Source organism: Pseudorhodobacter antarcticus (assembly GCF_900110135.1).
Lineage (GTDB): Bacteria > Pseudomonadota > Alphaproteobacteria > Rhodobacterales > Rhodobacteraceae > Pseudorhodobacter > Pseudorhodobacter antarcticus.
In genome coordinates this window covers 74,228-100,253 of sequence record NZ_FOCO01000003.1, presented here as the reverse complement: position 1 = coordinate 100,253, position 26,026 = coordinate 74,228, and the positions used below count along the sequence as shown (strand labels likewise).

26 protein-coding genes are annotated in these 26,026 nt (G+C 58.7%); 13 read left to right on the top strand and 13 right to left on the bottom strand.

Annotation, left to right across the window (positions count from 1 at the left end; translation table 11 throughout):
• Positions 1–80: 80 nt before the first annotated feature.
• The 4 genes from mmsB to BMY36_RS02275 all read right to left on the bottom strand — a co-directional run bounded on the left by mmsB (position 81) and on the right by BMY36_RS02275 (position 4,778).
• Positions 81–941 (bottom strand): 3-hydroxyisobutyrate dehydrogenase, encoded by an 861-nt coding sequence (gene mmsB, locus BMY36_RS02290; protein WP_050520211.1) that lies wholly within the window; start codon positions 939–941, stop codon positions 81–83.
• Positions 938–1,972, bottom strand: coding sequence for an enoyl-CoA hydratase/isomerase family protein (locus tag BMY36_RS02285; protein ID WP_050520212.1), 1,035 nt, complete (start codon positions 1,970–1,972; stop codon positions 938–940). The genes mmsB and BMY36_RS02285 overlap by 4 nt, the downstream gene beginning before the upstream one ends.
• Positions 1,969–3,114 (bottom strand): acyl-CoA dehydrogenase family protein, encoded by a 1,146-nt coding sequence (locus tag BMY36_RS02280; protein WP_050520213.1) that lies wholly within the window; start codon positions 3,112–3,114, stop codon positions 1,969–1,971. The genes BMY36_RS02285 and BMY36_RS02280 overlap by 4 nt, the downstream gene beginning before the upstream one ends.
• A gap of 164 nt (positions 3,115–3,278) precedes the next feature.
• Positions 3,279–4,778 (bottom strand): CoA-acylating methylmalonate-semialdehyde dehydrogenase, encoded by a 1,500-nt coding sequence (locus BMY36_RS02275; protein WP_050520214.1) that lies wholly within the window; start codon positions 4,776–4,778, stop codon positions 3,279–3,281.
• A 161-nt stretch (positions 4,779–4,939) separates the two neighbouring features.
• On the opposite strand from BMY36_RS02275, the gene BMY36_RS02270 reads away from it, so the two are divergent.
• Positions 4,940–5,374 carry a CBS domain-containing protein gene (locus tag BMY36_RS02270; RefSeq protein WP_050520215.1) on the top strand — a complete coding sequence of 145 codons (435 nt, stop codon included), beginning with the start codon at positions 4,940–4,942 and terminating at the stop codon, positions 5,372–5,374.
• Between the two features lie 93 nt (positions 5,375–5,467).
• Complete coding sequence (gene coaD / locus BMY36_RS02265) at positions 5,468–5,959, top strand: pantetheine-phosphate adenylyltransferase (RefSeq protein WP_050520298.1); 492 nt, start codon at positions 5,468–5,470, stop codon at positions 5,957–5,959.
• 21 nt (positions 5,960–5,980) lie between these two features.
• On the opposite strand, the gene BMY36_RS19795 is transcribed toward coaD, so the two are convergent.
• The 4 genes from BMY36_RS19795 to gap (BMY36_RS02255) all read right to left on the bottom strand — a co-directional run bounded on the left by BMY36_RS19795 (position 5,981) and on the right by gap (BMY36_RS02255) (position 8,606).
• A complete protein-coding gene (locus BMY36_RS19795) occupies positions 5,981–6,142 on the bottom strand; it encodes a DUF1127 domain-containing protein (protein WP_175469234.1) in 162 nt (53 codons plus the stop codon).
• Positions 6,143–6,332: 190 nt separating this feature from the next.
• Positions 6,333–7,334, bottom strand: coding sequence for a type I glyceraldehyde-3-phosphate dehydrogenase (gene gap, locus BMY36_RS02260; RefSeq protein ID WP_050520216.1), 1,002 nt, complete (start codon positions 7,332–7,334; stop codon positions 6,333–6,335).
• Between the two features lie 93 nt (positions 7,335–7,427).
• On the bottom strand, positions 7,428–7,571 hold the full coding sequence (locus BMY36_RS19790) for a hypothetical protein (protein WP_050520217.1): 144 nt from the start codon (positions 7,569–7,571) through the stop codon (positions 7,428–7,430).
• 33 nt (positions 7,572–7,604) lie between these two features.
• The gene (gap, locus tag BMY36_RS02255; protein WP_050520218.1) at positions 7,605–8,606 is read right to left on the bottom strand and encodes a type I glyceraldehyde-3-phosphate dehydrogenase; all 1,002 of its coding nucleotides are present in this window, start codon (positions 8,604–8,606) and stop codon (positions 7,605–7,607) included.
• Between the two features lie 196 nt (positions 8,607–8,802).
• On the opposite strand from gap (BMY36_RS02255), the gene BMY36_RS02250 reads away from it, so the two are divergent.
• Positions 8,803–9,771: a DUF808 domain-containing protein gene (locus BMY36_RS02250; RefSeq protein WP_050520219.1), complete on the top strand. Its 969-nt coding sequence runs from the start codon at positions 8,803–8,805 to the stop codon at positions 9,769–9,771.
• Between the two features lie 64 nt (positions 9,772–9,835).
• Complete coding sequence (locus BMY36_RS02245; RefSeq protein ID WP_050520220.1) at positions 9,836–10,375, top strand: CBS domain-containing protein; 540 nt, start codon at positions 9,836–9,838, stop codon at positions 10,373–10,375.
• Positions 10,376–10,532: 157 nt separating this feature from the next.
• On the opposite strand, the gene tkt is transcribed toward BMY36_RS02245, so the two are convergent.
• The gene (gene tkt / locus BMY36_RS02240) at positions 10,533–12,554 is read right to left on the bottom strand and encodes a transketolase (RefSeq protein ID WP_050520221.1); all 2,022 of its coding nucleotides are present in this window, start codon (positions 12,552–12,554) and stop codon (positions 10,533–10,535) included.
• Between tkt and BMY36_RS02235 the strand changes: the two genes are divergently transcribed.
• The 3 genes from BMY36_RS02235 to BMY36_RS02225 are packed head-to-tail and all read left to right on the top strand — an operon-like array spanning position 12,516 to position 13,762.
• Positions 12,516–12,818, top strand: a complete 303-nt coding sequence (locus BMY36_RS02235; RefSeq protein ID WP_050520222.1) for a hypothetical protein — start codon at positions 12,516–12,518, stop codon at positions 12,816–12,818. The genes tkt and BMY36_RS02235 overlap by 39 nt on opposite strands.
• Positions 12,811–13,395 (top strand): hypothetical protein, encoded by a 585-nt coding sequence (locus BMY36_RS02230; RefSeq protein WP_050520223.1) that lies wholly within the window; start codon positions 12,811–12,813, stop codon positions 13,393–13,395. Before BMY36_RS02235 ends, BMY36_RS02230 begins: the two co-directional genes overlap by 8 nt.
• Positions 13,388–13,762 (top strand): cell division protein ZapA, encoded by a 375-nt coding sequence (locus tag BMY36_RS02225; RefSeq protein ID WP_050520224.1) that lies wholly within the window; start codon positions 13,388–13,390, stop codon positions 13,760–13,762. Before BMY36_RS02230 ends, BMY36_RS02225 begins: the two co-directional genes overlap by 8 nt.
• Before the next feature lie 102 nt (positions 13,763–13,864).
• On the opposite strand, the gene grxD is transcribed toward BMY36_RS02225, so the two are convergent.
• From grxD to BMY36_RS02205, 4 genes are all read right to left on the bottom strand, one after another.
• Positions 13,865–14,227 (bottom strand): Grx4 family monothiol glutaredoxin, encoded by a 363-nt coding sequence (grxD, locus tag BMY36_RS02220; protein ID WP_050520299.1) that lies wholly within the window; start codon positions 14,225–14,227, stop codon positions 13,865–13,867.
• 60 nt (positions 14,228–14,287) lie between these two features.
• On the bottom strand, positions 14,288–14,530 hold the full coding sequence (locus BMY36_RS02215; protein WP_050520225.1) for a BolA/IbaG family iron-sulfur metabolism protein: 243 nt from the start codon (positions 14,528–14,530) through the stop codon (positions 14,288–14,290).
• Between the two features lie 64 nt (positions 14,531–14,594).
• Complete coding sequence (gene purL / locus BMY36_RS02210) at positions 14,595–16,754, bottom strand: phosphoribosylformylglycinamidine synthase subunit PurL (protein ID WP_050520300.1); 2,160 nt, start codon at positions 16,752–16,754, stop codon at positions 14,595–14,597.
• Between the two features lie 322 nt (positions 16,755–17,076).
• The gene (locus BMY36_RS02205; RefSeq protein WP_050520226.1) at positions 17,077–17,988 is read right to left on the bottom strand and encodes a LysR family transcriptional regulator; all 912 of its coding nucleotides are present in this window, start codon (positions 17,986–17,988) and stop codon (positions 17,077–17,079) included.
• A gap of 157 nt (positions 17,989–18,145) precedes the next feature.
• Between BMY36_RS02205 and BMY36_RS02200 the strand changes: the two genes are divergently transcribed.
• The 6 genes from BMY36_RS02200 (at position 18,146) to argS (ending at position 25,955) form a co-directional block, all read left to right on the top strand.
• On the top strand, positions 18,146–21,541 hold the full coding sequence (locus BMY36_RS02200; RefSeq protein WP_050520301.1) for an indolepyruvate ferredoxin oxidoreductase family protein: 3,396 nt from the start codon (positions 18,146–18,148) through the stop codon (positions 21,539–21,541).
• A 39-nt stretch (positions 21,542–21,580) separates the two neighbouring features.
• Positions 21,581–22,393 (top strand): glutamate racemase, encoded by an 813-nt coding sequence (locus tag BMY36_RS02195; RefSeq protein WP_050520227.1) that lies wholly within the window; start codon positions 21,581–21,583, stop codon positions 22,391–22,393.
• 112 nt (positions 22,394–22,505) lie between these two features.
• Positions 22,506–22,949 (top strand): cytochrome c maturation protein CcmE, encoded by a 444-nt coding sequence (gene ccmE / locus BMY36_RS02190; protein ID WP_050520228.1) that lies wholly within the window; start codon positions 22,506–22,508, stop codon positions 22,947–22,949.
• A 78-nt stretch (positions 22,950–23,027) separates the two neighbouring features.
• Positions 23,028–23,639, top strand: a complete 612-nt coding sequence (locus BMY36_RS02185; RefSeq protein ID WP_050520229.1) for a holin-associated N-acetylmuramidase — start codon at positions 23,028–23,030, stop codon at positions 23,637–23,639.
• Complete coding sequence (locus BMY36_RS02180; protein WP_050520230.1) at positions 23,630–24,112, top strand: holin family protein; 483 nt, start codon at positions 23,630–23,632, stop codon at positions 24,110–24,112. The genes BMY36_RS02185 and BMY36_RS02180 overlap by 10 nt, the downstream gene beginning before the upstream one ends.
• 100 nt (positions 24,113–24,212) lie before the next feature.
• Positions 24,213–25,955 carry an arginine--tRNA ligase gene (gene argS, locus BMY36_RS02175; protein ID WP_050520231.1) on the top strand — a complete coding sequence of 581 codons (1,743 nt, stop codon included), beginning with the start codon at positions 24,213–24,215 and terminating at the stop codon, positions 25,953–25,955.
• Positions 25,956–26,026 lie beyond the last annotated feature (71 nt).

Genomic DNA, 26,026 nt, shown 5'->3' with positions numbered 1-26,026 from the left:
CATCTCCTTATTTACGGCCCGCACCGCGCGGCCCTTTGGCACAGCATATAACACATTCAAATAATCGCAATTGACCTAGATCAGCCGCGCCCGCGTTTTTCAAACCGCGGCAACATCGCGCTAAAATCACGCCCGTGCCCGTCCTCATCCTCCACAAACTGCGCATAAAGGGCCGCCGCCGCCGCCCCCATCGGCGTGTCCGCGTCCACCGCTTCTGCCGCCTGCTGTGACAATCGCAAATCCTTCAGCATCAGTTCCGCCGCAAATCCGGGCTTGTACCCATTGTCAGCCGGGCTTTTCGGCCCCACACCGGGGGCAGGGCAATAGGCGTTCATGGTCCACGAATACCCCGAGGATGTGCTGACCACATCAAACATCTTTTCGCGCGACAGGCCCAGCTTATCTGCCAGCGCAAACGCCTCACAGGTCGCAATCATCGTCACGCCCAAGATCATGTTGTTGCAAATCTTGGCCGCTTGGCCCGCACCCGCATCGCCGCAATGCACCGCCTTTTGGCCCATAATGTCAAACAACGGTGCCACAACCCCAAATGCCTCAACAGGCCCGCCCACCATAAAGGTCAGCGTTCCCGCCGTGGCCCCGCCAACCCCGCCCGATACCGGCGCATCCAACGCCAAAACGCCCATCGCGGCCACCTCCCGCGCGCTGTCCACATCAACGGTGGAACAATCACACAGTACCGCGCCCGCCGCCATCGCAGGCACCAAATGCGCCGCCACATCGCGCAAAATCGCCCCGTTCGGCAGCATGGTGATCACAACCGCCGCCCCGTCCGCCGCCTGCGCCGCCGAACCCGCTGCCACAACACCCGCAGGCATCGCGGCAGTCACATCAAACCCCACCACCTCATGTCCCGCCGCCACCAAATTGGCCGCCATCGGCCCGCCCATATTGCCCAAACCGATAAACCCAATTTTCATGCTGCGTCTCCTGATGTCCATTTCATCGCACCCAACGGGGCCAACATTGCCGCCACTTGCGCCCCGCTTACCGTCTCAATATCCCGATGCAACCACGTTGGCGCGCGGTCCTTATCAATCACCATCGCGCGAATACCCTCCAGAAAATCCCCCTTTTCCTGCGCCCTAAAGGTAAACCGATACTCCAATTCCAGCGCGCGGGGCAGGGTGGGGCTGTCGCCCAAACGGTGCTGCATTTCCACGGCTGCACTGGCCGCAAGCGGCGACACGCGCCCCAATGCCGCCAGCGCATCCCGCGCAAAATCGCTGTCCTCATGGCGCAGCGCCCGCAGAATATCGCCCAGCGTTTCACCGCCGAAATTCCGATCAATCGCCCCCTGCATTTCCGCCAGAACGCCCGCAGGCGGCACCGCGTCAAACCGCGCCAGCGCCGAAATCCCCTCCGCCACCAGCGCGTCAATCATTGCAGGCCACGCCGCTTCGGGCACAAAAATATCCGCAAACCCTGCGTAAATTGCGTCCGCAGGCCCCATCCGCGCCCCCGTGGTGCCCAAATATTCGCCCAACCGCCCCGGCGCCAGCGCCAGCAAAAACGACCCGCCCACATCCGGCACCAAACCAATCCCACATTCAGGCATCGCAATCTGGCTGGTTTCCCCCACAACACGGTGGCGCGCATGGCACCCGACGCCCACACCGCCGCCCATCGTAAACCCTTGCATCAAGCTGACCACAGGCTTGGCATAGGCCGCAATCGCCAAATTCATCCGATATTCGCGCCGCCAAAAATCTGTGCCATGCGCAAAGTCACCCGCAATCCCAGCGGCATAAAGGGCGGCAATATCGCCCCCCGCACAAAACGCGCGCGCCCCCACAGCATCAATCACCACCAAATCCACCGCATCACCATCGGCCCAGGCAACCAAGGCCGCGTCTAGCGCTATGCACATCGCCTCGCTCAACGCGTTCAGCGCCTCAGGCCGCGCCAACGTCACGCGCCCACAGCGCCCCTCCACCCGAATATCAATCATCCCCGGTCCGCCAACATTTGCCGCGCAACAATCACGCGCATAATTTCATTGGTGCCTTCCAAGATTTGATGCACCCGCAAATCGCGCACAATCTTTTCAATCCCGTAATCGGCCAAATACCCGTAACCGCCATGCATCTGCAAACAGTCATTGGCGACGTCAAAACACACATCGGTCACATAAAGCTTTGCCATGGCACAGAATTTTGTCGCCTCCGCAGCCCCTGCGTCCAACAACCTCGCCGCATGGCGCAAAAACACCCGCGCGGTTTGCAGCTTCACTTCCATATCCGCCAGTCGAAACTGCAAGGCTTGGAACTGGTCAATCGCCTGCCCAAACGCGCGCCGCTGCCCCATATAGGTCAACGTAGCATCAAGTGCTGCTTGCGCGCCGCCCAACGCGCAGGCGGCAATGTTCAACCGCCCCCCGTCCAGCCCCGCCATGGCATAGGAAAACCCGCGCCCCTCCTCGCCCAACAAATTCGCAATAGGCACCGCGCAATCATCCAATTGCACCGCGCGCGTCGGCTGCGACCGCCAGCCCATCTTGTTCTCCAGCCCTCCAAACGACAGGCCCGGCGCACCATCCTCCACAATCACCGCCGAAATCCCCTTTGGCCCCGCAGCGCCCGTGCGGCACATCACGATATACGCGTCCGAATATCCGCCGCCCGAAATAAACGCCTTGGCCCCGGTCATCCGCCACGTATCGCCGTCCCGCACCGCGCGAGTATTTAACGCCGCCGCATCCGACCCAGACCCCGCTTCGGTCAAACAATAGGAAAACACAGTCTCCATCCGGCACATCGTGGGCAACCAACGCGCCCGCGCGGCATCCGACCCGAATTTATCAATCATGCCGCCGCACATATTGTGGATCGACAAAAAAGCCGCCACCGATGGGCAGGCCATTGATAACGCTTCAAACACCAGCGTTGCATCAAGCCGCGACAATCCCGACCCGCCAAACGCATCGGACACATAAATCCCGCCAAGCCCCAGCGCCGCCACCTCAGGCCACAACGCTTTCGGTATCTCCCCCGCCGCGTCCCACTCCCGTGCAAAGGGCGCAATCGCTGTTGCCCCAAATCCCTTGGCCATCTCAAAAATCGCCAACTGCTCTTCGCTCAAAGACAGGTTCATCACACCTCACCCCACGGAATTGAACACCCGTTTAATTCAAAACCTTTTTAACACTGTTGCAAGCCTATTCATCTTGGCGAAAATACCTGCGGGGCGTCCGGGGGGCGGCAAAGCCCCCCGGCGCTGTTCACATCAAGGCAGGTTTTCCCCAAAGCCTCCAGCCCTCAATCCATCGCTTTGAAATTGAACGCCGCCCCTTCTTTAATCCCACTGGGCCAGCGCGATGTCACCGTCTTGGTGCGCGTGTAAAACCGGAACGCATCCGGCCCATGCTGGTTCAAATCGCCAAAGCCCGACTTTTTCCAACCGCCAAAGGTGTGGTACGCCAGTGGCACCGGAATTGGCACGTTGATGCCCACCATCCCCACATTCACCCTTGCTGCAAAATCACGCGCTGTGTCGCCGTCCCGCGTAAAAATCGCGGTGCCATTACCATATTCATGGTCCATGGCGTACCCCAATGCCTCCTCATAGGTTTTGGCCCGCACGGTCGACAGCACCGGACCAAAAATTTCCTTGCGGTAAATGTCCATATCCGTGGTCACATGGTCAAACAAATGCGGCCCCACGAAATAGCCCTGCTCATACCCCTGCAGCTTGAACCCGCGCCCATCGACCACCAGCTTGGCGCCTTGCGCGACCCCAGTTTCCACCAGCGCCAAAATATTCGCCTTGGCGGCCGCCGTCACCACCGGGCCATAATCCACATCATTACCAGCGGTGTATGGCCCCACCTTCAACTTCTCAATCCGCGGGATCAGCTTGGCGATCAACGCATCCGCCGTGGCATCCCCCACAGGCACCGCCACGGATATCGCCATGCAGCGCTCCCCCGCAGCACCAAACCCGGCCCCAATCAACGCATCCGCCGCCAAATCCAAATCGGCGTCTGGCATGATGATCATATGGTTTTTCGCACCACCAAAACACTGCACGCGCTTGCCGTTGGAACAGCCCCGCCCATAGATATATTCCGCAATCGGGGTGGAGCCGACAAACCCAATCGCCTGCACCACCTCATTGTCCAAAATCGCGTCAACCGACTCTTTGTCGCCGTTGATCACTTGCAAAACCCCGTCTGGCAGGCCTGCTTCTTTGAACAATTCGGCCAACATCAACGGCACCGAAGGGTCACGCTCCGACGGTTTCAGGATAAACGCGTTGCCGCAAGCCAGCGCTGGCCCCATTTTCCACAACGGAATCATCGCCGGAAAGTTGAACGGCGTAATGCCCGCCGCAACCCCCAACGGCTGGCGCATCGAATACATATCAATGCCGGGGCCCGCAGAATCGGTAAACTCGCCCTTCAACATCTGGGCGGCGTTGATGCAATATTCAATCACTTCCAATCCGCGCTGCACATCGCCCTTGGCATCGGGAATGGTCTTGCCATGCTCGCGCGACAGCGCCTCGGCCAGCTTTTCCATATCGCGGTTGATCAACCCCACCATCGCCATCATCACACGGCCCCGCTTTTGCGGGTTTACGGCCCCCCACGCCACTTGCGCGCGCGCAGCGTCCACCACGGCGGCGTCCAGCTCGGCTTTTGATGCCAGCGGCACGCGTGCCTGCACTTCGCCCGTGGCGGGGTTCATCACATCGGCAAATCGCCCCGATGTGCCTTTGACGTGACGACCGTTGATCCAATGGGACAGTTCTTGCATGGCATCCTCCTGCTATAATGCGCCCAACCTATACCCGCACAATCGCCCGATAAAGGCCAATCTGCGCACCCATGCACTTGCAGCAAAGGCAGTCAAAGCAATCGCTTGACAGACAGCCCCCCGACAGCCGACCCTGAACCATCGAAATAGGGGAGGTATCAATGAGCGTCCAACAGATCCTTAGGTCCAAATCCAACCAAGGCGTCGTCACCCTCAAACCCAGCGCCACCTTATCCGAGGCGGCGGCCATCCTGTCCGAAAAACGCATCGGCGCCATCATCATCAGCCGCGATGGCACCCACCCCGATGGCATCTTATCGGAACGCGATATTGTGCGCGTCTTGGGCAAACGCGGCGTGACCTGCATGACCGACACGGTGGATGGGGTGATGACAGCCAAACTGGTCACTTGCACCAAATCCGACAGCGCCGACAGCGTGATGCAGAAAATGACCGATGGTCGCTTTCGCCATATGCCCGTGATGGACGGGGCGGAAATGATCGGCATCATCTCTATCGGGGATGTGGTCAAGACGCGGCTGGCGCAATTAACGATGGAAAAAGACGCGCTGGAAGGCATGATAAAAGGCTTCTAACGCCGCGCCAAACCCACGTCGCACGCTCTCGTTTTTCTCTTGCAAAGCTGCGCGCAATATTGTTGCGTGCTGCAACAAAAAACAGGAGGCGTCATGCGCACTGGCCTTTATCCCGGCACCTTTGACCCAATCACATTGGGCCACACCGATATCATCCAGCGCGCGATGGGCTTGGTCGATAAATTGGTGATCGGTGTTGCGATCAACCGCGACAAAGGCCCCTTGTTTTCACTCGAGGACCGCGTGGCAATGGTAGAGGCGGAATGTGCCCCCATCCTTGCCAAAACCGGCGGTGTGATCGTGGTCCACCCGTTTGAAAACCTGCTGATTGATTGCGCCCGTGATGTGGGGGCCACCGTGATTGTGCGCGGCTTGCGCGCCGTGGCAGATTTTGAATATGAATTTCAAATGGTTGGCATGAACCGCGCGATGGATGCATCAATAGAAACAGTGTTTATGATGGCCGATGCGCGGCGTCAGGCGATTGCGTCAAAGCTGGTCAAGGAAATTGCACGGCTGGGGGGCGATGTGTCAAAATTCGTGCCCCCCGCCGTGCGCGACGCGCTGGTCGCGCGCTACGCCTAAAAGGGTCGCCAGAAACGGCGCTTAATTCCAAACAGCCTTGCGCGCGATCTTGTCGGCATCGCCGCGAAAAATCCCAAGGTCCAGCGCCACATCCAGCGGCATCTGCGCAATTTCATTGCGGGTCGCCACATAGCGGGCATAGTCAGCCAGCGCCAATTTCACAGATTTAAACAGATTGTGCATTGTTTTTCCTAACATACATCCAAAAGGCTGGCCCCATGCCACCCTTCTGCGTTCTATATCGGGGTAAATGCTTGCGCTAACAACTGTCGCCAATCGCAAGGGGCCATGCGCTGCACGCATGGCTTTGGCCGGATAAAAAAAGGGGCGCCGCAATGGGCACCCCAATGATATCCAACCCTTGACGGGTGATTTACAAAAACTTTCCCATCGCCACAGCCGTATCGGCCATGCGGTTCGAAAATCCCCATTCATTGTCGTACCACGTCAAAATCCGCACCATATTTCCGTCCAAAACCTTGGTCTGGTCCAAGTGGAAAATCGAGCTGCGCGGGTCATGGTTGAAATCCATCGACACATTCGGCTGATCGGTGAACCCCAAAATCCCCTTCAGCGGCCCATTGGCAGCGGCGATAATGGCGGCGTTCACCTCCTCCACAGTCGTGGTGCGGCTTGCCTCAAACGTCAAATCCACCACTGACACGTTCGGCGTTGGCACGCGAATGGCCACCCCGTCCAACTTGCCATTCAATTCGGGCAGCACCAACCCCACGGCTTTTGCCGCCCCGGTCGATGTCGGAATCATGCTCAACGCTGCGGCCCGCGCGCGGTACAGGTCGTTGTGCATGGTGTCCAACGTCGGCTGATCGCCGGTATAGCTGTGGATCGTGGTCATAAACCCTTTGGTAATGCCAATCGCATCATTCAGCACCTTCACCACCGGCGATAAACAGTTGGTGGTGCAAGACGCGTTGGACACAATCACATCGGCGGCCGTCAGCGTGTCGTGATTCACGCCGTACACAATCGTTTTATCCGCGCCCTTGGACGGGGCCGAAACCAAAACCCGGCTTGCGCCGTTTTCCAAATGGATTTTCGCCTTTTCTTTGTCAGTGAAAATCCCGGTACATTCCATAACAATATCAATGTGCTGCCAAGGCAATTCGGCTGGGTTGCGAATGGCGGTGACTGCAATCGGCCCACGCCCCACGTCAATCGTCGTGTCTGTCGTGGTCACTGTGCCCGGAAACCGCCCATGCACGGAATCAAACCGCAACAAATGCGCATTGGTTTCCACCGGGCCCAGATCATTGATCGCGACCACCTCAATATCGGTTCGCCCCGATTCAATAATGGCGCGCAACACATTGCGGCCAATGCGACCAAACCCATTGATAGCGACTTTGACGGTCATGGCAGGTTCCTTCTTTCATTGCGGGGCAGGCCGCCCCATTGCTAGCGCTAACACCATAAATCAAGCAAAAATACAAGCCAAAGACTGCCCGTTTCACCGCCAGAAGGAAAGATATTCGATAAACACCGCGAATCTGCGCAGCAAAAACAGCAAGGCCCCGCCGCTGTTCAAGATGATGTCGGCCAAAACCGCCGCCACAATCACAAAGCCCAGCCAGATCGCCAAGGTGTTCGTCATGTCGGTCCCCAAACGCGCGGACCGCAGGCCCGATTAATGCAACAACCGCCCCATTGCCCCGGCCACATCGGCCATCCGGCAAGAAAAGGCCCATTCGTTGTCATACCACGCAAGCACCCGAACGCAATTGCCCACAACCTTGGTCTGGTCAGGCGCAAAAATACAGCTGTGCGGCGTGTGGTTGAAATCCACCGACACCTTCGGTTCTGGGTCATAGGCCATGACCATCCCCATATACCCCGCCGCCGCCTCGCGCACGATCTCGTTCACTTGCGCCGCCGTCACCGATTTGCGCGCAATAAACGTCAAATCCACTGCCGACACATTGGGCGTGGGCACCCGCATCGCCGTTCCATCCAACCGGCCGGCCAGTTCTGGCAACACCTCTCCCAGTGCCGCCGCAGCCCCGGTCGATGTCGGGATCATCGCCATGGCCGCCGCCCGCGCCCGGTACAAATCATCATGCCGGCGGTCCAATGTCGGCTGATCGCCGGTATAGCTGTGGATCGTCGTCATAATCCCGCTTTCAATCCCCACCGCATCGTTCAACACCTTGGCCAGCGGCGCCAGACAATTCGTGGTACACGACCCGTTCGACACAACATGATGCTCGGCCAACAACTGCCGGTGGTTCACACCGTACACAACCGTCTTATCAACATTTTTCGCAGGCGCAGACACCAGAACCCGCTTTGCCCCGCGCGTCAAATGCACTGCCGCCTGTTCGCGGTTGTTGAACTTGCCGGTACATTCCAGCACCACATCAACCCCCTCCCAGTCCAGCTCAGTGGGGTTATAGGTCGACATCACGCGCATCGGCCCGCGCCCCAGGTCCAGCGTGTTGCCTTCCACCCGCACCACGCCTGGAAACCGCCCATGCACCGAATCGTATTTCAACAAATGCGCGTTGGTTGCAATCGGCCCCGTCGCATTGATCGCCACAACCTGCACGTCATTGCGCGCACTTTCCGCAATATGTGCCAATGTGCAGCGCCCGATGCGCCCGAACCCGTTGATCCCGATGGTGATTGTCATACCAAACCCTTACATCTCAGCCCCTTGCGGACCCATATACAAATCCCCCTTCATTTCAAAGCTAAAAACGTCTTTTTATCAGTGTGTTAGCGCAAACTTGCCCTGTTGGCGCTAACGCAAATCGCTGTTTCCGCTAACGGCTTGGCCCGGCCCGCGAATATAGTTACCCTAGCGCACAACCCTGAAAGGATAGTTAATGAGCGGACTTTTGGCCCTGTTGGATGATGTGGCCGCAATCGCCAAAGTGGCCGCCACATCCGTCGATGATATCGCCGCCGCCGCTGCCAAAGCAGGCTCCAAAACCGCAGGCGTGCTGATCGACGATGCCGCAGTAACCCCTACCTATGTCACCGGTCTTGATGCCAGCCGCGAATTGCCAATGATCTGGCGCATCACCAAAGGGTCGTTCAAAAACAAGCTCTTATACCTTCTGCCCGCCGCCCTCCTGCTTTCAAACTTCGCCCCTTGGGCGATCACGCCGCTTCTCATGTTCGGCGGCGCATTTCTGTGTTTTGAAGGGGCTGAAAAAATCTTTCACGCCCTGTTCCCCGGCACCAGCCACACGGTGGACGCCGACATGACCCCAAAAGACCCCAAAAAGCTGGAGGAGGCGCGCGTCGCAGGCGCAATCAAAACCGACTTCATTCTGTCAGCCGAGATTATGACCATTTCGCTTTCGGTCATCGACGCACCAAACGTCTATATGCAGGCGGCAACGCTTGCCGTGGTCGCCATCATGGTCACGGTTGCCGTCTACGGCGTGGTCGCGTTGATCGTGAAAATGGATGATGTGGGGCTGCACATGGCCGCCAATATGCGCTTTGCTGCCAGCCGCGCGGTGGGGCGCGCGCTGGTGCGTTTCATGCCTTACCTGCTCGCCACGCTGTCGTTTGTCGGTACGGGGGCAATGCTGTGGGTGGGGGGCAACATCATCACCCATGGGTTGCAAGTGCTTGGTTTTCCATGGATTTACGATCAAATCCATCATTTGGCCGTGGCGGCCAGTCACTCCATCCCCGCCCCCCCCGGTCTTACCCAATGGGCGGTTACGGCGGCAATTGACGGCGTTATCGGCTTGGTGCTTGGGCTTCTCCTTATCCCTCTTGTCACCAAAATCATCACACCCACCTTGGCGCGCCTCACAGGCAAAACCAGCGCGCATTGACCGGGGGGTGGCCTTTTGCCGCATGTGCCCTAGGTCATAGCGTCAACAACACAGGAGGCACGCCATGCCAGACACCACTCAACGCCCCGGCAATCGCTTGATGGACCGCCCCGAATATAAGATGAAGCAGCAACCGCTGACCTGCGCGCCCGAAACGACCGTGTTTGACGCGGTCACCAAAATGGCCGTGAAAAACTACGGCTCCGTCATCGTGATCGACACCAGTAAAAAGGTCATTGGCGTCGTTACAGAACGCGATGTGATGAACAGACTGGTCGCCAAAAACCTTGACGCGCATAAAACCACCTTGGCCGAGATCATGACCGAAAACCCGCGTTTGGCGCGCGAAACCGATGATATGCTGGATTGGCTGCGCATCATGTCAAACGAACGTTTCCGCCGCTTGCCCGTGGTCGATGAAAACGGTCATATCAAAGCCGTGTTTACCCAAGGCGATTTCGTATCCTACACATGGCCCGATTTGATCGGTCAGATGCGGTCGATGGCCACCGCAACCGTCACCAAAAACTGGCCGTTCTTTCTGATCGGCGGCGGTGTCGCTCTTTATTCCTTGCTGATGGTCGTCGTGCTGCGGTCCATGTGACTTAGGGGTTAAACGTGAAAACGGGGGCCAAAAGCCCCCGCAAATCGCGTTTCAAACCGTTAAAATTTGGTTAACATCGCGGCGGCTAAGCCCTAAAATCAAGGGCTTAGCCGCCGCATCGCGCGCGATGCACTATAGCTGTATCGCGCGCGATGCATCACAGCCCCAACAGCGATTTCGCCTTGGCTGCGGTATCCTCGGCGGTGATGCCAAACTCCTTGTACAGCCGGTCTGCGGGCGCCGATGCACCAAAGCCGTGCATCCCGATAAAGCCCGATTTTTCGCGCTTGCCGCCCTCACCAAACAGCCAACGATCCCAGCCAAACCTAATCCCCGCCTCCACCGCGACACGCACCGGGCCGGGGGGCAAAACCTTGCGGCGATACGCTTGATCTTGCTCCTCAAACAGCTCCCAGCACGGCATCGACACCACGCGGCAGCCAATCCCCTCGGCCTGCAAAATCTCGCGCGCTTTCACCGCGATTTCGACCTCTGACCCGGTGGCCATCAAAATCACCTGCCGCTTGCCCTCCGCCTCCTCCAAAACATAAGCGCCCTTGGCGACCATATTCAGGTTCAGGTGTTTTTTGCGCACCGCTGGCAAATTCTGCCGCGACAGGGCCATCACGGTTGGGGTCTTGGTCTGCGAAAACGCAACCTCCCACGCTTCCGCCGTTTCCACCAAATCGGCGGGGCGCATGACCAGCGTGTTCGGCGTGGCCCGGCTGATCGCCAGATGTTCAACGGGCTGGTGGGTCGGACCATCCTCGCCCAGACCAATAGAATCGTGGGTCATCACATAAACAACCGGCACCCCCATCAACGCCGAAAGCCGCATCGCGGGCCGCGCATAATCGGTAAAGCACATGAAAGTGCCCGAATAAGGGCGCACCCCGCCGTGCAGCGCCATGCCATTCATCGCCGACGCCATGCCATGTTCACGGATCCCGTAATAGACGTAGCGACCTTCGCGGCTTTCCGGCATGAAAACGCCCAAATCGCCGGTTTTCGTGTTGTTGGACCCGGTCAAATCCGCCGACCCGCCCATGGTTTCTTGCATGATCGGGTTGATCACCTCCAGCGCACGTTCCGATGCCGCGCGGGTGGCGATTTTTGGCATCGTCTCCACCGCTTGCTTTTTCAACGCGCGCACCACGGCGGCCAGTTTCGCCGGGGCCTCACCTTTGAAAATCCGCGTGAACTCGGCCCGCTTGGTGTCCGACAGATTGCTCAACCGCCGCTCCCAATCCTTGCGGGCATCCACGCCGCGCGCGCCAATCGCCTCCCACCGGGCTTTGATATCGGCGGGGATCACGAACGGCCCATGCGGCCAGCCATAAACTTCGCGGGTCTGGGCGATCAAATCGGGGGCGGTCAGCGCGCCGTGCCCCTTGGAGGTGTCTTGGGCCGAAGATCCCAACGCAATATGGGTCGCGCAAGCAATCATCGCCGGGCGCGGGCTGGTCTTGGCCGCGACAATCGCGCGGTCGATATCGACCGGGTCATGCCCGTCACAGGCGAACACATCCCAACCGCTGGCCGCAAACCGCGCCATTTGGTCCGTCACATCCGACAGCGACACTTTGCCATCAATCGTGATCCCGTTGTTGTCCCACAAAACGATCAGCCGCGACAATTCATGCTTGCCCGCCAGCGCAATCGCTTCCTGGCTCACGCCTTCCATCAAGCAGCCATCGCCCGCGATCACATAAGTGTGGTGGTCCTGAATTTTGGCCCCCCAGCGCGCGCGCAAATTCTCCTCAGCCATCGCAAACCCAACAGCGTTGGCGATGCCTTGCCCCAAGGGACCCGTGGTCGTTTCAATCCCGGTGGCATGGCCATATTCGGGGTGGCCCGCGGTAATTGCGCCCCATTGGCGGAAATTCTTGATCTGCTCCAACGTCATGTCGGCGTAACCCGTCAGGTGTAAAAGCGAATACAGCAGCATCGACCCGTGGCCCGCAGACAGGATAAACCGGTCGCGGTCGGGCCAGTTGGGGGCCGAGGCATCAAATTTCAGGTGGTTTTGAAACAAAACCGTCGCCACATCGGCCATCCCCATCGGCATGCCCGAATGGCCCGAATTGGCGGCCGCCACGGCGTCCAAGGTCAGGGTGCGAATGGGGCAGGCAAGCGTCCAATGGTCGGGGTGCTGGGCGCGCAGGGTGGCAATATCCAAAGCGATCTTCCTTCAATTGGGGGCGCTGGTGGGCGCGTGCAGGGCCGGACAAGGGCACAGAACACCCCATTTTCCCACGTTCCCCTGCTGCATATCAACATAAGCGGCAAGATCAAGCACGTCCGGCAACCGCTTGATCCTAAAGGGGGGCGCAATTCCCCGCCGCTTTGGGATAAGATGAAAAAAACCGTTGACGCGGGCGATTCGTTCTGGACGATGGGCGCGCAAGCAAGACCAAAGGCAAAGGGGCATTTTCATGAGTGACCAAAGCAATATCGCGGAGCTGGAACGGCGCATCACCTCTGCGCTGGCGCGGATCGGGGCTGGGTTGGACAAACTGGGGCAGGGCGGTGCTGCCAATCCTGTGCCTGCCAATCCTGTGCCTGCCAGTCCTGCGCCCGCCGTGGATACCAGCGCGCTGGAGGGCGAACTGGCCCGGTTGAAAGCCGCCCTTGCCGCCGAAAAGGCGACCGTGGCGCAGCTGACCGAACGGTTGAAATCCAGCTCAACCCGCGACGCTGCCCCCCGCGACACGGCCCCCGTCCGAGAGGCAGCCCCGCAAAGCCAGCTAGAGGCGCGGGTGGAAAAAATGACCCAACAGCTTGATATTCAAGGGTTGGAACTGCAACGCATGCGCAAATCCACCGTGCAACTGCGCGAACATCTGCGCGTGCTGCATGAGGCGGCTGCCGACAATCTGGCGGAACCGCATCTGATAAACAAAGCTATGCTGGCCGAACTTGAATCCCTGCGCGCCACTCGCCACACCGAAACTGCCGAAATGGATGAGATTTTGGCCGAGCTAAAACCCTTGATCGAGGAGGCGCGCGCCCATGGCTGAACTGGAAATCACCATCGGCGGCCGCAGCTTTATGGTCGCCTGCCAGGAAGGCGAAGAGCATTTTTTGCGCACCGCAGCCGCCATGCTGGACACCGAAGCGCAGCCTTTGGTCGCCCAAATGGGCCGTTTACCGGAAGCGCGGATGCTGTTGATGTCGGGCTTGATGCTGGCCGATCGCACCGCATCGGTGGAAGATCAACTGCGCGTTTTGCAAGCCCGGGTGGAGGAGTTGGAAAACCGTCCCTTGCCCGAACCGCAGAAAATCCAAGTCTCGGTCATCCCGCCACAAATCCCTGAAACGATGGCCGAAATCGCCGCGCGGGCTGAGGCGTTGGCGCGCAAGATTGAAGACCGTATCGCCGGGTGATGCATTGGTAGGGTGCGTGTAACGCACTGCCCCTTGAAACACAAAAGGCGGGTCAATGATCCGCCTTTTCAATGGATTACACAGCGTTCTTCATGCGATGGGTTAAGCGTTGGCTTCGCGAATTTTCTCTGCCGCGGCTTTGTCAAATGCCACACCTTTGGCCTCAAACATCTGGTCCAATTCGCCGTTCAGCGTCATTTCCGTGATGATATCACAACCGCCCACAAATTCGCCCTTGATGTACAGCTGCGGGATGGTCGGCCAATCGGAAAAATCCTTGATGCCTTGGCGAATATCGGTGTTTTCCAAAACGTTTACATCGGCGAAATCAACGCCCATGAAATTCAAAACCCCTGCCACGCGGGAAGAGAACCCGCATTGCGGCATCGCTTTGTTGCCCTTCATGAACAGCACAACATCATTGCTGTCGATGGTTTTCTGAATTTGCTCTTTTGCGTCGGTCATTGGCCTGTCTTTCGGTTTGGTGTCCCGCGCGCGCGGGGCGAGTTTCATGTCTTTGTAACGTTAGTCCGGTGCTTTGGTGGTCAGCGCCAGCGCGTGCAATTCACCATGCGCGCCGTCCATTTTGCCTTTCAGGCTGGCATAGACCGCGCGCTGTTGTTGCACCCGGTTCATGCCCTTAAAGCTGGCATCAATCACCTCGGCCGCCCAGTGATTGCCGTCGCCGGCAAGGTCGGTGATGGTGATTTTCGCGTCCGGGAACGTGTCGCGGATCAAATTTTCGATGTCCTGCGCTTGCATGGGCATGAGTGTACTCCTGTCTTCAACATCAATCTAGGGCGCGCGCCAGCGCACCGCAAGGTGGTGCGGTTCACCCCACCGCTTTTTCAAACGCGGTTCTGTACAGCGCAGACAGTTCCACCATCGGGGCCGATGCCGTGCCAAAACACACGCTGGTCCCGCCAAACTGCCCGACCTGTTTCACCGCAACGCCCGCTTTTTCGCCCGCCGCCATCAATGCGGCTGCATCGGCGACATCGCACGCCACCAGATAGCGCGCTTGGTCTTCGGCAAACAGCGTGGTCACAGACCCGGTTTCCAGCCAAACGCCAAAGCCCGCCCCTTCAGCCATTTCAAACGCGGCAAGCGCAAGGCCCCCATCGCCCAAATCGGTCGCGGCATTGACCAGTTTGCGGTGTTTGCGCAGGAATTCGCCGTGTTTACGCTCCGCTTTCAAATCCACATGGGGGGCATCGCCGGTTTCCATCCCAAACGCCTCGGCCAAAAGGGCGGTTTGGCCCATATGTCCGTGGGTTTCGCCGATCACCAAGACCATGTCGCCGTTTTGCGGCAGGCCCGCGATCAGATCATCGGCGCTGGCCAAAATACCCACCGCGCCAATCGTTGGCGTTGGCAAAATCCCCTTGCCGTCAGTTTCATTGTACAGCGACACGTTGCCCGACACGATCGGCATGTCCAACGCGGCCACCGCAGCGCCGATGCCCTTGATAGCACCCACAAATTGCCCCATGATTTCAGGCTTTTCCGGGTTGCCAAAGTTTAAATTGTCCGTGGTCGCCAAAGGTGTCGCCCCCACGGCACACAAGTTGCGATACGCCTCGGCCACCGCCTGTTTGCCACCTTCAAACGGGTTGGCCATAACATAGCGCGGCGTTACATCGGATGTGAACGCCAGCAGTTTTGGCGTGCCATGCACCCGCACCACGCCCGCGCCAAGGCCCGGTGTGCGCACCGTGTCGGCCATAACCATGCTGTCATACTGCTCATACACCCAGGCCTTGTGCGCGTAATTCGGGCTGCCAATCAGCGCGCGCAAGGCGTCCATCGCACCAATCGCAGGCACATCGCCCAACGGGGCCGCTTTGGGCGTTTCCACCCAAGGGCGATCATATTCGGGGGCCGAGGATGCCAGTTTCGACAAAGGCAAATCCGCCTTCACCTCATCCCCCAGCATGATCAGGAACCGATCTTCAGCGATGGTTTCGCCTACAATCGCGAAATCAAGGTCCCATTTCACAAACACCGCCCGCGCCTGCGCCTCCAGCGCCGGGTTCAGCACCATCAACATGCGTTCTTGGCTCTCCGACAGCATCATCTCATACGCGGTCATGTGCAATTCGCGCTGCGGCACGTCGTTCAACTGCAACCGAATCCCCAGCCCGCCTTTGTCGCCCATTTCCACCGCCGAACAGGTCAGGCCCGCGGCCCCCATATCTTGGATGGAAATCACCGCGCCAGTTTGCATCAACTCCAAACACGCCTCCAGCAGGCGTTTTTCGGTAAAGGGGTCGCCAACCTGCACGGTGGGGCGCTTTTCTTCAATCGTGTCGTCAAATTCGGCACTTGCCATGGTCGCGCCGCCCACGCCATCGCGGCCGGTTTTGGCACCCAAATACACCACAGGCATGCCCACGCCCGATGCCACGGAATAGAAAATCTTGTCCGTATCGGCCAAACCCGCCGCAAAAGCGTTGACCAAACAGTTGCCGTTATAGCTGGCGTGAAACCGCACTTCACCGCCCACCGTGGGCACGCCAAACGCGTTGCCATAACTGCCCACACCTTCAACCACGCCCTTGACCAGATGCTTAGTTTTGGGATGGGCGGGCACTCCGAACGACAGCGCATTCATCGCGGCAATCGGGCGCGCGCCCATCGTGAACACATCGCGCAAAATGCCGCCAACGCCCGTGGCAGCCCCTTGGTGCGGTTCAATATAGGATGGGTGGTTGTGGCTTTCCATTTTGAAAATAACGGCTTGGCCATCGCCAATATCGACCACACCCGCGTTTTCACCCGGTCCGCAAATCACTTGCGGCCCGGTGGTGGGCAAAGTGCGCAGCCATTTTTTCGATGATTTATAGGAACAATGTTCATTCCACATGGCCGAGAATATGCCGAGTTCGGTGTAACTCGGTTCCCGCCCGATAATCTCCAGCAAGCGGGTGTATTCATCGGGTTTCAACCCATGTGCGGCGATCAATTCGGGGGTGATTGCAGGTTCGAACACGGGTTTGGTCATGGCGATTTCCCATCGGTAAAACGTTGCCGTGTTCCTAGGCGAAAGGGACATAAAGGGGAAGGGCAAAGGCAAGTTTCAAGCGCGATTGCACCACCCTTTGACCCATGACCAAAAAAAAGGGCCGAGCTTTCGCTCGGCCAAGTCCAACAGGGAGGTGAAGGCGACAAGAGCAAATCATTGCTGCCTTCAAGTTCCCAGATAGGGCGGGTGTTTCTATCGTGCAAGTTTTTTGACCATTCAGTTCAGGAATGGCCGATATGCGGTTTTTGCATGGCTGGTATAAGTGGCGGATAAGATACAGGTTTTACCCCTAATCTTCTCCTTCGGCCGCGACGCGTTGGCGTTTGCGATAGGCGAAAATTTCCTCAGTTACGAAATCGCGAAAGGCTGCGACCCGTTTTGACTGGCGCAACTCCTCTGGGTAGGCAAGGAACACGGGCACTTCGCCCGATTCGACATCGGGCAACACGCGCACCAGCTTTGGAAAATCCTCGGTCAAATAATCGGGCAGCACGCCGATGCCCAGATGTGACAACACGCCTTGCAGCACGCCGAAATAATTGTTCACGGTCAACGTGGACGGAATATCAAACGCCATCAACTGCTGCACCAATGATGCGCCCGCTGCGACCTGCGCCGCCCCGGTGTTTTGGCAAATCAAACGATGTTGCGCGAAATCGGCCATGGTTGCGGGCATCCCCGCCTGCTCCAAATACTCCGGCGTTGCGTAAAGCCGCATCCGAATGTTCATCAACCGCCGCCGGATCAGGTCGGCCTGTGACGGCTCTTTCATGCGAATGGCCACGTCCGCCTCGCGCATGGGCAGGTCCAACACGCGTTCTTCCAGCATTAAATCAATTTTCAGGCTGGGATATTTAGCATAAAGCGCGGGCAGGCGCGGCGCCAGCCACAGCGTGCCAAACCCCGTGGTCGTGGTCACGCGCAATTCGCCAAACACCTCATCCTCGCTGTCGCGAATACGGGCGGCAGCAGCATCCAGCCGTTTGACCATGGATTTGGTCGCATCAAACAGCAATTCGCCTTGTTCGGTCAGAATCAATCCGCGCGCGTGGCGGTGAAACAAGGTCACGCTCAGGCTATCTTCCAGCGACCGGATTTGCCGCGACACCGCCGATTGCGACAGATGCAGCACATCCCCCGCGTGGGTCAGGCTGCCCGCATCGGCCACCGCGTGAAATATTCTTAGCTTATCCCAGTCCATCCCGACACTCTCACAAATTTTGTACACGCTAACACGAAGTAACCTGACTATCGACTATCATCACCAAGGAAAGATTTAATGCCGATAAACTTTCGCTTTGTAGGTCAGTATTTTTGACCTATGTTGGACCTTGATGATGTACCGGGAGGGGCGCGTTATGACAAATCAACAGATTTCGCTAAAGGACCGCTTGGATTTAACCAAATCCCCGGTGCTTTTGAACGGAACGCAGGCACTTGTGCGCTTGATGCTGATGCAAAAGGCACGCGACAAAGCGCTTGGTCTGAACACGGCGGGGTTTGTGACGGGGTATCGCGGCTCGCCCTTGGGTGCGGTGGACCAGCAAATGGCGCGGGCGCAGGGTGCATTGGCGGCGTCCGACATCACCTTTCAACCAGGCTTGAATGAGGATTTGGCCGCCACCGCCGTTTGGGGCAGCCAGCAGGCCGAATTGCGCGGGCAGGGGCGGTTTGAGGGGGTGTTTGGGTTGTGGTACGGCAAAGGGCCGGGGGTGGACCGGTCTGGCGATGTGATGCGCCATGCCAATTTGGCAGGCAGTTCCGCGCTTGGGGGCGTGATCATGGCGCTGGGTGATGACCACACGGGCGAAAGTTCGACCACCTGCCACCAGTCGGAATGGGCGGCGGTGGATGCGTCGATCCCGGTGATTTCGCCTGCGGGTGTGCAAGAGATTTTGGATTACGGCCTATACGCCTTTGCCCTGTCGCGGTTTTCTGGCCTGTGGACCGGCCTGAAATTGATGAAAGACACGGTAGAGGCGACAAGCGTGGTCGACACCCGTCTTGACCGCATGTCCTTTGTGCAACCCGATTTCACGATGCCCGACGGCGGGCTGAACATTCGCCTGAACGATCACTGGGTCCCGCAAGAGGCGCGTTTGGTCAACTTCAAACGCTATGCCGCTGAGGCGTTTTCCCGTGCCAATGGGATGGACAAAAGGGTGTGGGGCAAGCCGGGGGCGCGGATTGGTTTGGTCGCGGCGGGCAAAAACTGGCTGGATTTGACCCACGCGCTGTCCCTACTGGGCATTGATGGGCCGGAGGCTGAACGGCTGGGGGTCACCACCTATAAAGTCGGCCAGCCGTGGCCGCTTGATATGGTCGGCTTTCACGATTGGGCCGATGGGCTGGATTTGATCATCGTGGTGGAGGAAAAGCGCAAACTGATCGAAGTGCAGATCAAAGAGGCGATTTTTGATGATCGCCGCGGTCGCCGCGTTTGGGGCGGGCGTAAAGGGTCGCCCACCGCCGAGGTGCTGTTTCCCGTGCCCATGTCGCTGGACCCGGTGATGATCGCCGCCAAGCTGGGCGCGATTTTCATCGACGAAGGGCGCGGCACGGACCAATTGCGGGCCGCCCTGCAACGCATTGATGACGTCACCAAATCCGACAATGCGACCGATATCGCAGCGCGCTTGCCTTACTTTTGTTCGGGCTGCCCGCACAACACATCTACCCTGCTGCCCACAGGCGCGCGGGCAGGCGGCGGCATTGGCTGTCACACGATGGCCTTGTGGATGGACCGGGGCACATCCGGCCTTACGCAAATGGGCGGCGAAGGCATGTCGTGGGTGGGCGAGGCGCCGTTTTCGAAAACAAACCATGTGTTTCAAAACCTTGGCGATGGGACATATAACCATTCGGGCATCCTCGCCATTCGCGGCGCGCTGGCTGCGGGCACCAACATCACCTATAAAATCCTGTTTAACGATGCCGTCGCCATGACCGGCGGCCAGCACAACGAAGGCGATCTGACCGCTTATAGAATTGTCGAGGAGGTCCGCGCGATGGGCGTGCAAACCGTCGCTGTGGTGTACGACCCAAAAGAGGCGGTGGACCTGTCGCGCTTTGCCCCCGATGTGCAAAAATTCACCCGCGATGCGATGGTCACGGTGCAAGAAGATTTCAGCAAAATCAACGGCGTGTCGGTGATTGTTTATGTCCAAACCTGCGCCGCCGAAAAACGCCGCCGCCGTAAAAAGGGCGACTTTCCCGACCCGGACAAACGCGTGTTCATCAACACCGATGTCTGCGAAGGCTGCGGCGATTGCGGTGTGCAATCCAACTGCGTGTCCATCGTGCCAGTCGAAACCGAATTGGGCCGCAAACGCGCAATCGACCAATCATCGTGCAACAAAGACTATTCATGCGTCTCAGGGTTTTGCCCGTCATTCTTAACGCTGCAAGGGGCAAAGGTCAAAAAAGCCGCCACCGCCGAAATCATGCTGCCCGACCTGCCCGAACCGCAACTGCCCAGCATCATCGGCACCCATAATATCGTTATCACAGGCGTTGGCGGCACTGGCGTGGTCACCGTCGGCGCAATCCTTGCAATGGCAGCCCATATCGACGGCAAGGGCGCTGGCATGATGGAAATGGCTGGCCTCGCGCAAAAAGGCGGTGCGGTTCACATTCACTGCCGCATTGCCAACACCCCCGCCGATATCTCTGCCATTCGGGTGGCCGTGGGTGAGGCGGATGCCGTGATCGGTGGCGATCTGGTGGTCAGCGCTGGTGCCAAAACGCTTGGGTTGATGACCACAGGCCGCACAGGTGCGGTGATCAACAGCCATGAAATTATCACTGGCGATTTCACCCGCAACACCGAATTTCGGATACCTTCCGATAGGTTACAGCTCTCGCTGCAAGCGCGTCTGAAAGATCGTGTGCAGTTTTTCGACGCCACAGACCTTGCCCGCGCCACGCTTGGCGACAGCATTTATTCCAACATGCTGGTGTTTGGCGCGGCGTGGCAACAGGGCCTTATCCCGCTGTCCCTAAATGCGATCCAACAAGCGATCACCCTGAACGGCGCAGGCCCCGAGCGTAATTTGCGCGCTTTTGCGCTTGGTCGTTGGGCGGTTTTGCACCCCGACTTGGCCGCCAAAGCACTGGCCCCAAAACCAGCCCCCGTGCTGGACCCGGTCCAATACCGCGCGGACCTGCTACGCGCTTATGGCGGTGATGGAATGGTCGCCCGCTATCACGCACTGGTCAATGCCGCCCCCAAACCTTTGCGCGACAGCATGGCAAGAAGCTATCATAAGCTGTTGGCAATAAAGGATGAATATGAAGTGGCGCGCCTGCATCTGGACAGCGTCAGCAAGGCGCGCGCCGAATTTGACGGCGATCTGCGCCCCACCTTTCACCTAGCCCCCCCCATGATGCCGGGCCGTGACGCCCAAGGCCGCCCCAAAAAACGTGCTTTTGGGGCGTGGATTATCCCGGTGTTTCGCGCGCTGCACGTGGCGCGGGGCCTGCGCGGCACTTGGTTTGACCCCTTTGGCCGCACAGAGGAACGCCGAATGGAACACGCCTTGACGCTTCAATTCGAAACCGACATGGCCGAAATCAACGCCACCTACACCCCAGAAAAGCTGCATATTGCATTAGCGTTGGCCGAACTTCCCCTGACCATTCGAGGCTATGGCCCGGTGAAACATGCCAATGCCGAAAAGGCTGCGATCACCCGCGCCACCCTTTTGGCGCAGTGGCGGCAAGGCACTGACGGCACAGCGCTTGCGGCGGAGTGATGGCGCGCCTATAATTGCGCCATAAATAAGGGGTGCCGCATGGCCGTAGGGATTTTTGACAGTGGCCTTGGCGGGCTGACGGTGTTGGACGCGCTGGTAAAACGCATGCCAGATCAAGCGTTAATCTATCTGGGCGACAATGCCAACGCCCCTTACGGCACCCGCACTGCCGATGATATTTACACCCTCACATGCGCTGCCACTGAACGCCTGTGGGCGGAGGGCTGCGATTTGGTCATCCTGGCGTGCAACACCGCCTCTGCCGCCGCTTTGAAACGGATGCAAGAAACTTGGCTGCCCAGCGACAAACGTGTTTTGGGCGTGTTCGTGCCGATGATTGAGGCGGTGACCGAACGCCAATGGGGCGACAATTCCCCCCCGAGAGAGGTGGATGTCAAACATATCGCCTTGTTTGCTACCCCCGCCACGGTCGCCAGCCGCTCTTTTCAACGCGAACTCGCCTACCGCGCGATTGGGGTGGATGTCGAGGCGCAGCCGTGCGGCGGTGTCGTCGACGCGCTGGAACAAGGGGATGAGATTTTGGCCGAGGCGCTGGTCCGTTCTCACGTTGAATCCTTGCTGCGCCGCATGCCAAATCCGCAGGCCGCCGTGTTGGGCTGCACCCATTATCCCCTTGTGGAACAAGTGTTTGCCAATGCGCTTGGCCCCAATGTAAAGGTTTACAGCCAACCCGATCTGGTCGCAGCCGCCCTTACGGATTATCTAACCCGCCGCCCCGAATTTCGCGGGGCTGGCACCCAATCCAAATTCCTAACCACGGGCGATCCGGTCCGTGTGGGCAGCAAAGCCACCCAATTCCTACGCCGCCACATCACGTTTGAAGCGGCCTAACCCCTTAAACCAGACCCGATATAACGGCCAACCCTGCTACATCACGCCCCATGCGCCCTTGAACGGAATGTGATAACAGCCATCTAACAACGACGCGCAGAATGAGGATGCTATGAAAAACCTAAAGAAAACCCGCCGGATCCAGATTATCTTGCTGGCTTTCTTGTTTTTGGGTGTCTCCGTGTCGCTGATTGGCTACGGCTTCAAGGATGGTATCAACTTTTTCCGCGCGCCCGCCCAAGTCATGGCCGACCCGCCGCAACCCACGGAAACCTTTCGCCTTGGCGGCTTGGTTGAAATCGGCTCCATCGTGCGGGGGCAGGGCGAAACCATCACCTTTCGTGTGACCGATGGTGCGGCCACCGTGCCCGTCGCCTTTACCGGGATTTTGCCCGATCTGTTCACGGAAAATACAGGCATGGTTGGCACAGGCAAGCTGATTGACGGCGTGTTCGTGGCCGAAGAGATTTTGGCCAAACACGATGAAACCTACATGCCATCCGAAGTGGTGGACGCGCTGAAAGCGCAGGGCATGTACCAAGACCCGAACGGTTGATTACCTAAGCATTAATCGCGCTGCGGCAATTTTGCGCCTGAAACCGGGGGAAGGGTCCCCCGGCATGGAGGCCAGAATATGCAATCCGTCCAAGATATTGCCCGCGAAATTGTCGCCCGCGAAGGTGGCTTTGTCGATGATCCTGATGATCCGGGCGGGGCGACCAAACACGGCGTCACCATCCACACGATGCAGCGCTTGGGGCTGGATTTGAACGGCGATGGCACTGTTGACCGCAAAGATGTGGAGGCGATCACCACCACCCAAGCGGTGGAAATTTACGTTGAACATTATTTCACCCGCCCCGGCATCGCCCAACTGCCCGAACCGCTGCAAGCGTCGGTGTTTGATATGATGGTCAATTCCGGCTCCAACGCGGTCAAGGTGTTGCAACGCCTTTTGACCGATATGGGGTTTGCATGCATCCCCGATGGGGCGATTGGCCCGCAAACTATCACCGCCGCACAGCGCGCGATGGAGGCGGCACCCGGCCATTTGTCCGATGCCTATGCAATCGCGCGGCGCAATTATTACTACCGCATCGCTGATGCGCGCCCCGCCAGCCGCAAATACGCCCGCCGCCGCAACGGCGGCAAAGGGGGGTGGATCACACGGGCTGAGGAATTTATGTCCCCCAAATATCATTTGACCGAGGCGCAGCACAAAGCGCGGGTGGCCGCATGGGGGTGATACCAAACCTGCTGGTCGGCAGCACCGCGGTCACCGCCCTTGGCAGCGCCGCGCGCGGCATGGCCGAAGTGTTCACCCCTTCCGCCACCCGCCAGATGGAACTGTCGGCCGAGGCGCAAATGGCCGCGTTGCGCCAACTTGGGGCCGAATACGCCGACCCCGGTTTTGGTTGGTTTGACCGGATGGTGAACGGCCTTAACCGCTTGCCGCGCCCGCTGCTTGCCTTTGGCACGTTGGGTCTGTTCGTCTATGCGATGGTTGAACCCGTCAGCTTTGGCGAACGCATGGTGGGCCTTAACCTTGTGCCCGACCCGCTGTGGTGGCTGCTTGGGGCGGTCGTGGGGTTCTATTTCGGTGCCCGCGAGGCGCATTATTTCCGCCGGTCCGGCCCTATTGCCATTCCCATCACCGACCCGCTGGCCGTTGTCGCCGAACCCAACCCCGCGCTGAATGATTGGCGCGCCAAGACCTGAACCGGCCAAACCCCCCCGCCGCACCTTGCATTGATGCGGCGGGGCATTGACCCAGCCCTTGCCCTCTGGCATCCCCTTGGACAGCCAAAGGACAGGACAAATGAACCTTTTTTCCGATATTCGCGCCGCAGTGATCACCGAACTTGACGCCATGATGGCCGCAGGCGATTTGCCCGCAGGCCTTAACCTTGCCGCCGTGGCCGTTGAACCGCCCCGCGATGCCAGCCACGGTGATATGGCCACCAATGCCGCGATGGTGCTGGCCAAACCCGCAGGCATGGCCCCGCGCGCGATTGCAGACCTTTTGGCCGCCCGCCTGTCAAACGACCCCCGCATTACGGATGTGCAGGTCGCGGGCCCCGGCTTTTTGAACCTGTCGCTGGCCCCTGTGGAATGGACACGCGTGCTAACCGCCGCTTTGCAGGCAGGCAACAATTTCGGGCGTGCCAATATTGGTGCGGGCCTGAAGGTGAACATTGAATTTGTGTCCGCTAACCCCACCGGCCCCATGCATGTGGGCCATGTGCGCGGTGCGGTGTTCGGCGATGCCCTTGCGCGCTTGCTGGATTTTGCAGGCTATAACGTCACGCGCGAATATTACATCAACGATGGCGGCGCGCAGGTCGATGTGCTGGCGCGCTCGGCCTATGAACGCTACCGCGAGGCGTTGGGCCAGACCCCCGAAATTCGTGAAGGGCTGTATCCCGGCGATTACCTGATCCCGGTGGGGCAGGCGATGCAGGATAAATGGGGTGACACCCTGCTGGGCCAACCCGAATCCGTTTGGCTGGCCGATGTGCGTGATTTTGCCACGGAAATGATGATGCAGATGATCCGCGATGATTTGGCGCTGCTGAATGTCCAGATGGATGTGTATTCGTCTGAAAAAGCGCTGTATGGCACGGGCCAGATTGAGGCGGCGATTGGCAAACTCAAGGATATGGGCCTGATCTATGAAGGCACGCTGGAACCGCCCAAAGGTAAACTGCCCGACGATTGGGAGGCGCGCGAACAAACCTTGTTCCGCAGCACCGCGCATGGAGATGACGTGGACCGCCCGGTGATGAAATCGGACGGCGCATGGACCTATTTTGCCCCTGATATTGCCTATCATTACAACAAGGTGCAGCGCGGCTTTGACCAGTTGATCGACATTTTCGGTGCCGATCATGGTGGTTACGTCAAACGGATGAAGGCGGCGGTCAGCGCCTTGTCGGGGGGCCGCGTGCCGCTGGACATTAAACTGATCCAACTGGTCAAGCTGTGGAAAGGTGGCGAGCCGTTCAAAATGTCCAAACGCGCGGGCACCTTTGTCACCCTGCGGGATGTGGTGGAACAGGTCGGAGCGGATGTGACCCGCTTTGTCATGCTGACCCGCAAAAATGACGCGCCTTTGGATTTCGACTTTGCCAAGGTGATGGAACAATCCAAGGACAACCCGGTGTTCTATGTCCAATACGCCAACGCCCGCATCAATTCGGTGATGCGCAAAGCGACCGCTTTGGGGGTCGATACCTCTGACGCAGCCCTTGGCGCGCGCGACCTTTCAATCCTAAATCACCCCGCCGAGCTGCATTTGGCGCAAAAAATCGCCGAATGGCCCCGCCTTGTCGAAATCGCCGCGCGCGGAAATGAGCCGCACCGCGTGGCCTTTTACCTTTACGAACTGGCGTCCGATCTGCACAGCCTGTGGAACCGGGCCAAGGATGCGCCCGAATTGCGCTTTGTGCAGGATGATTTGGCAACAACTCAGGCAAAAATCGCGCTGGCACGGTCCACAGGCGTTGTGATTTCCGCAGGTCTTGCTATCTTGGGTGTCACACCGGTTGAGGAAATGCGCTGATATAAGGCGACCCATCGGTGTGCAAACAGGCAAGACAGCGGGGCAGGTGATTGCCCCCGCAGTGTGAGGCA

What these genes read in the sequence shown, in the direction of transcription:
- BMY36_RS02235 (WP_050520222.1), top strand. Translation starts at nt 12,516, where the DNA reads ATGGTCGGGGTGCTGGGCGCGCAGGGTGGCAATATCCAAAGCGATCTT.
- argS (WP_050520231.1), top strand. Translation starts at nt 24,213, where the DNA reads ATGAACCTTTTTTCCGATATTCGCGCCGCAGTGATCACCGAACTTGAC.
- coaD (WP_050520298.1), top strand. Translation starts at nt 5,468, where the DNA reads ATGCGCACTGGCCTTTATCCCGGCACCTTTGACCCAATCACATTGGGC.
- BMY36_RS02205 (WP_050520226.1), bottom strand. Translation starts at nt 17,988, where the DNA reads ATGGACTGGGATAAGCTAAGAATATTTCACGCGGTGGCCGATGCGGGC.
- BMY36_RS02200 (WP_050520301.1), top strand. Translation starts at nt 18,146, where the DNA reads ATGACAAATCAACAGATTTCGCTAAAGGACCGCTTGGATTTAACCAAA.
- BMY36_RS02185 (WP_050520229.1), top strand. Translation starts at nt 23,028, where the DNA reads ATGCAATCCGTCCAAGATATTGCCCGCGAAATTGTCGCCCGCGAAGGT.
- BMY36_RS19795 (WP_175469234.1), bottom strand. Translation starts at nt 6,142, where the DNA reads ATGCACAATCTGTTTAAATCTGTGAAATTGGCGCTGGCTGACTATGCC.
- BMY36_RS02215 (WP_050520225.1), bottom strand. Translation starts at nt 14,530, where the DNA reads ATGCCCATGCAAGCGCAGGACATCGAAAATTTGATCCGCGACACGTTC.
- ccmE (WP_050520228.1), top strand. Translation starts at nt 22,506, where the DNA reads ATGAAAAACCTAAAGAAAACCCGCCGGATCCAGATTATCTTGCTGGCT.
- BMY36_RS02225 (WP_050520224.1), top strand. Translation starts at nt 13,388, where the DNA reads ATGGCTGAACTGGAAATCACCATCGGCGGCCGCAGCTTTATGGTCGCC.
- BMY36_RS02280 (WP_050520213.1), bottom strand. Translation starts at nt 3,114, where the DNA reads ATGAACCTGTCTTTGAGCGAAGAGCAGTTGGCGATTTTTGAGATGGCC.
- BMY36_RS02250 (WP_050520219.1), top strand. Translation starts at nt 8,803, where the DNA reads ATGAGCGGACTTTTGGCCCTGTTGGATGATGTGGCCGCAATCGCCAAA.
- BMY36_RS02270 (WP_050520215.1), top strand. Translation starts at nt 4,940, where the DNA reads ATGAGCGTCCAACAGATCCTTAGGTCCAAATCCAACCAAGGCGTCGTC.
- BMY36_RS19790 (WP_050520217.1), bottom strand. Translation starts at nt 7,571, where the DNA reads ATGACGAACACCTTGGCGATCTGGCTGGGCTTTGTGATTGTGGCGGCG.
- BMY36_RS02230 (WP_050520223.1), top strand. Translation starts at nt 12,811, where the DNA reads ATGAGTGACCAAAGCAATATCGCGGAGCTGGAACGGCGCATCACCTCT.
- BMY36_RS02245 (WP_050520220.1), top strand. Translation starts at nt 9,836, where the DNA reads ATGCCAGACACCACTCAACGCCCCGGCAATCGCTTGATGGACCGCCCC.
- grxD (WP_050520299.1), bottom strand. Translation starts at nt 14,227, where the DNA reads ATGACCGACGCAAAAGAGCAAATTCAGAAAACCATCGACAGCAATGAT.
- mmsB (WP_050520211.1), bottom strand. Translation starts at nt 941, where the DNA reads ATGAAAATTGGGTTTATCGGTTTGGGCAATATGGGCGGGCCGATGGCG.
- gap (WP_050520216.1), bottom strand. Translation starts at nt 7,334, where the DNA reads ATGACCGTCAAAGTCGCTATCAATGGGTTTGGTCGCATTGGCCGCAAT.
- BMY36_RS02285 (WP_050520212.1), bottom strand. Translation starts at nt 1,972, where the DNA reads ATGATTGATATTCGGGTGGAGGGGCGCTGTGGGCGCGTGACGTTGGCG.
- BMY36_RS02275 (WP_050520214.1), bottom strand. Translation starts at nt 4,778, where the DNA reads ATGCAAGAACTGTCCCATTGGATCAACGGTCGTCACGTCAAAGGCACA.
- gap (WP_050520218.1), bottom strand. Translation starts at nt 8,606, where the DNA reads ATGACAATCACCATCGGGATCAACGGGTTCGGGCGCATCGGGCGCTGC.
- BMY36_RS02195 (WP_050520227.1), top strand. Translation starts at nt 21,581, where the DNA reads ATGGCCGTAGGGATTTTTGACAGTGGCCTTGGCGGGCTGACGGTGTTG.
- BMY36_RS02180 (WP_050520230.1), top strand. Translation starts at nt 23,630, where the DNA reads ATGGGGGTGATACCAAACCTGCTGGTCGGCAGCACCGCGGTCACCGCC.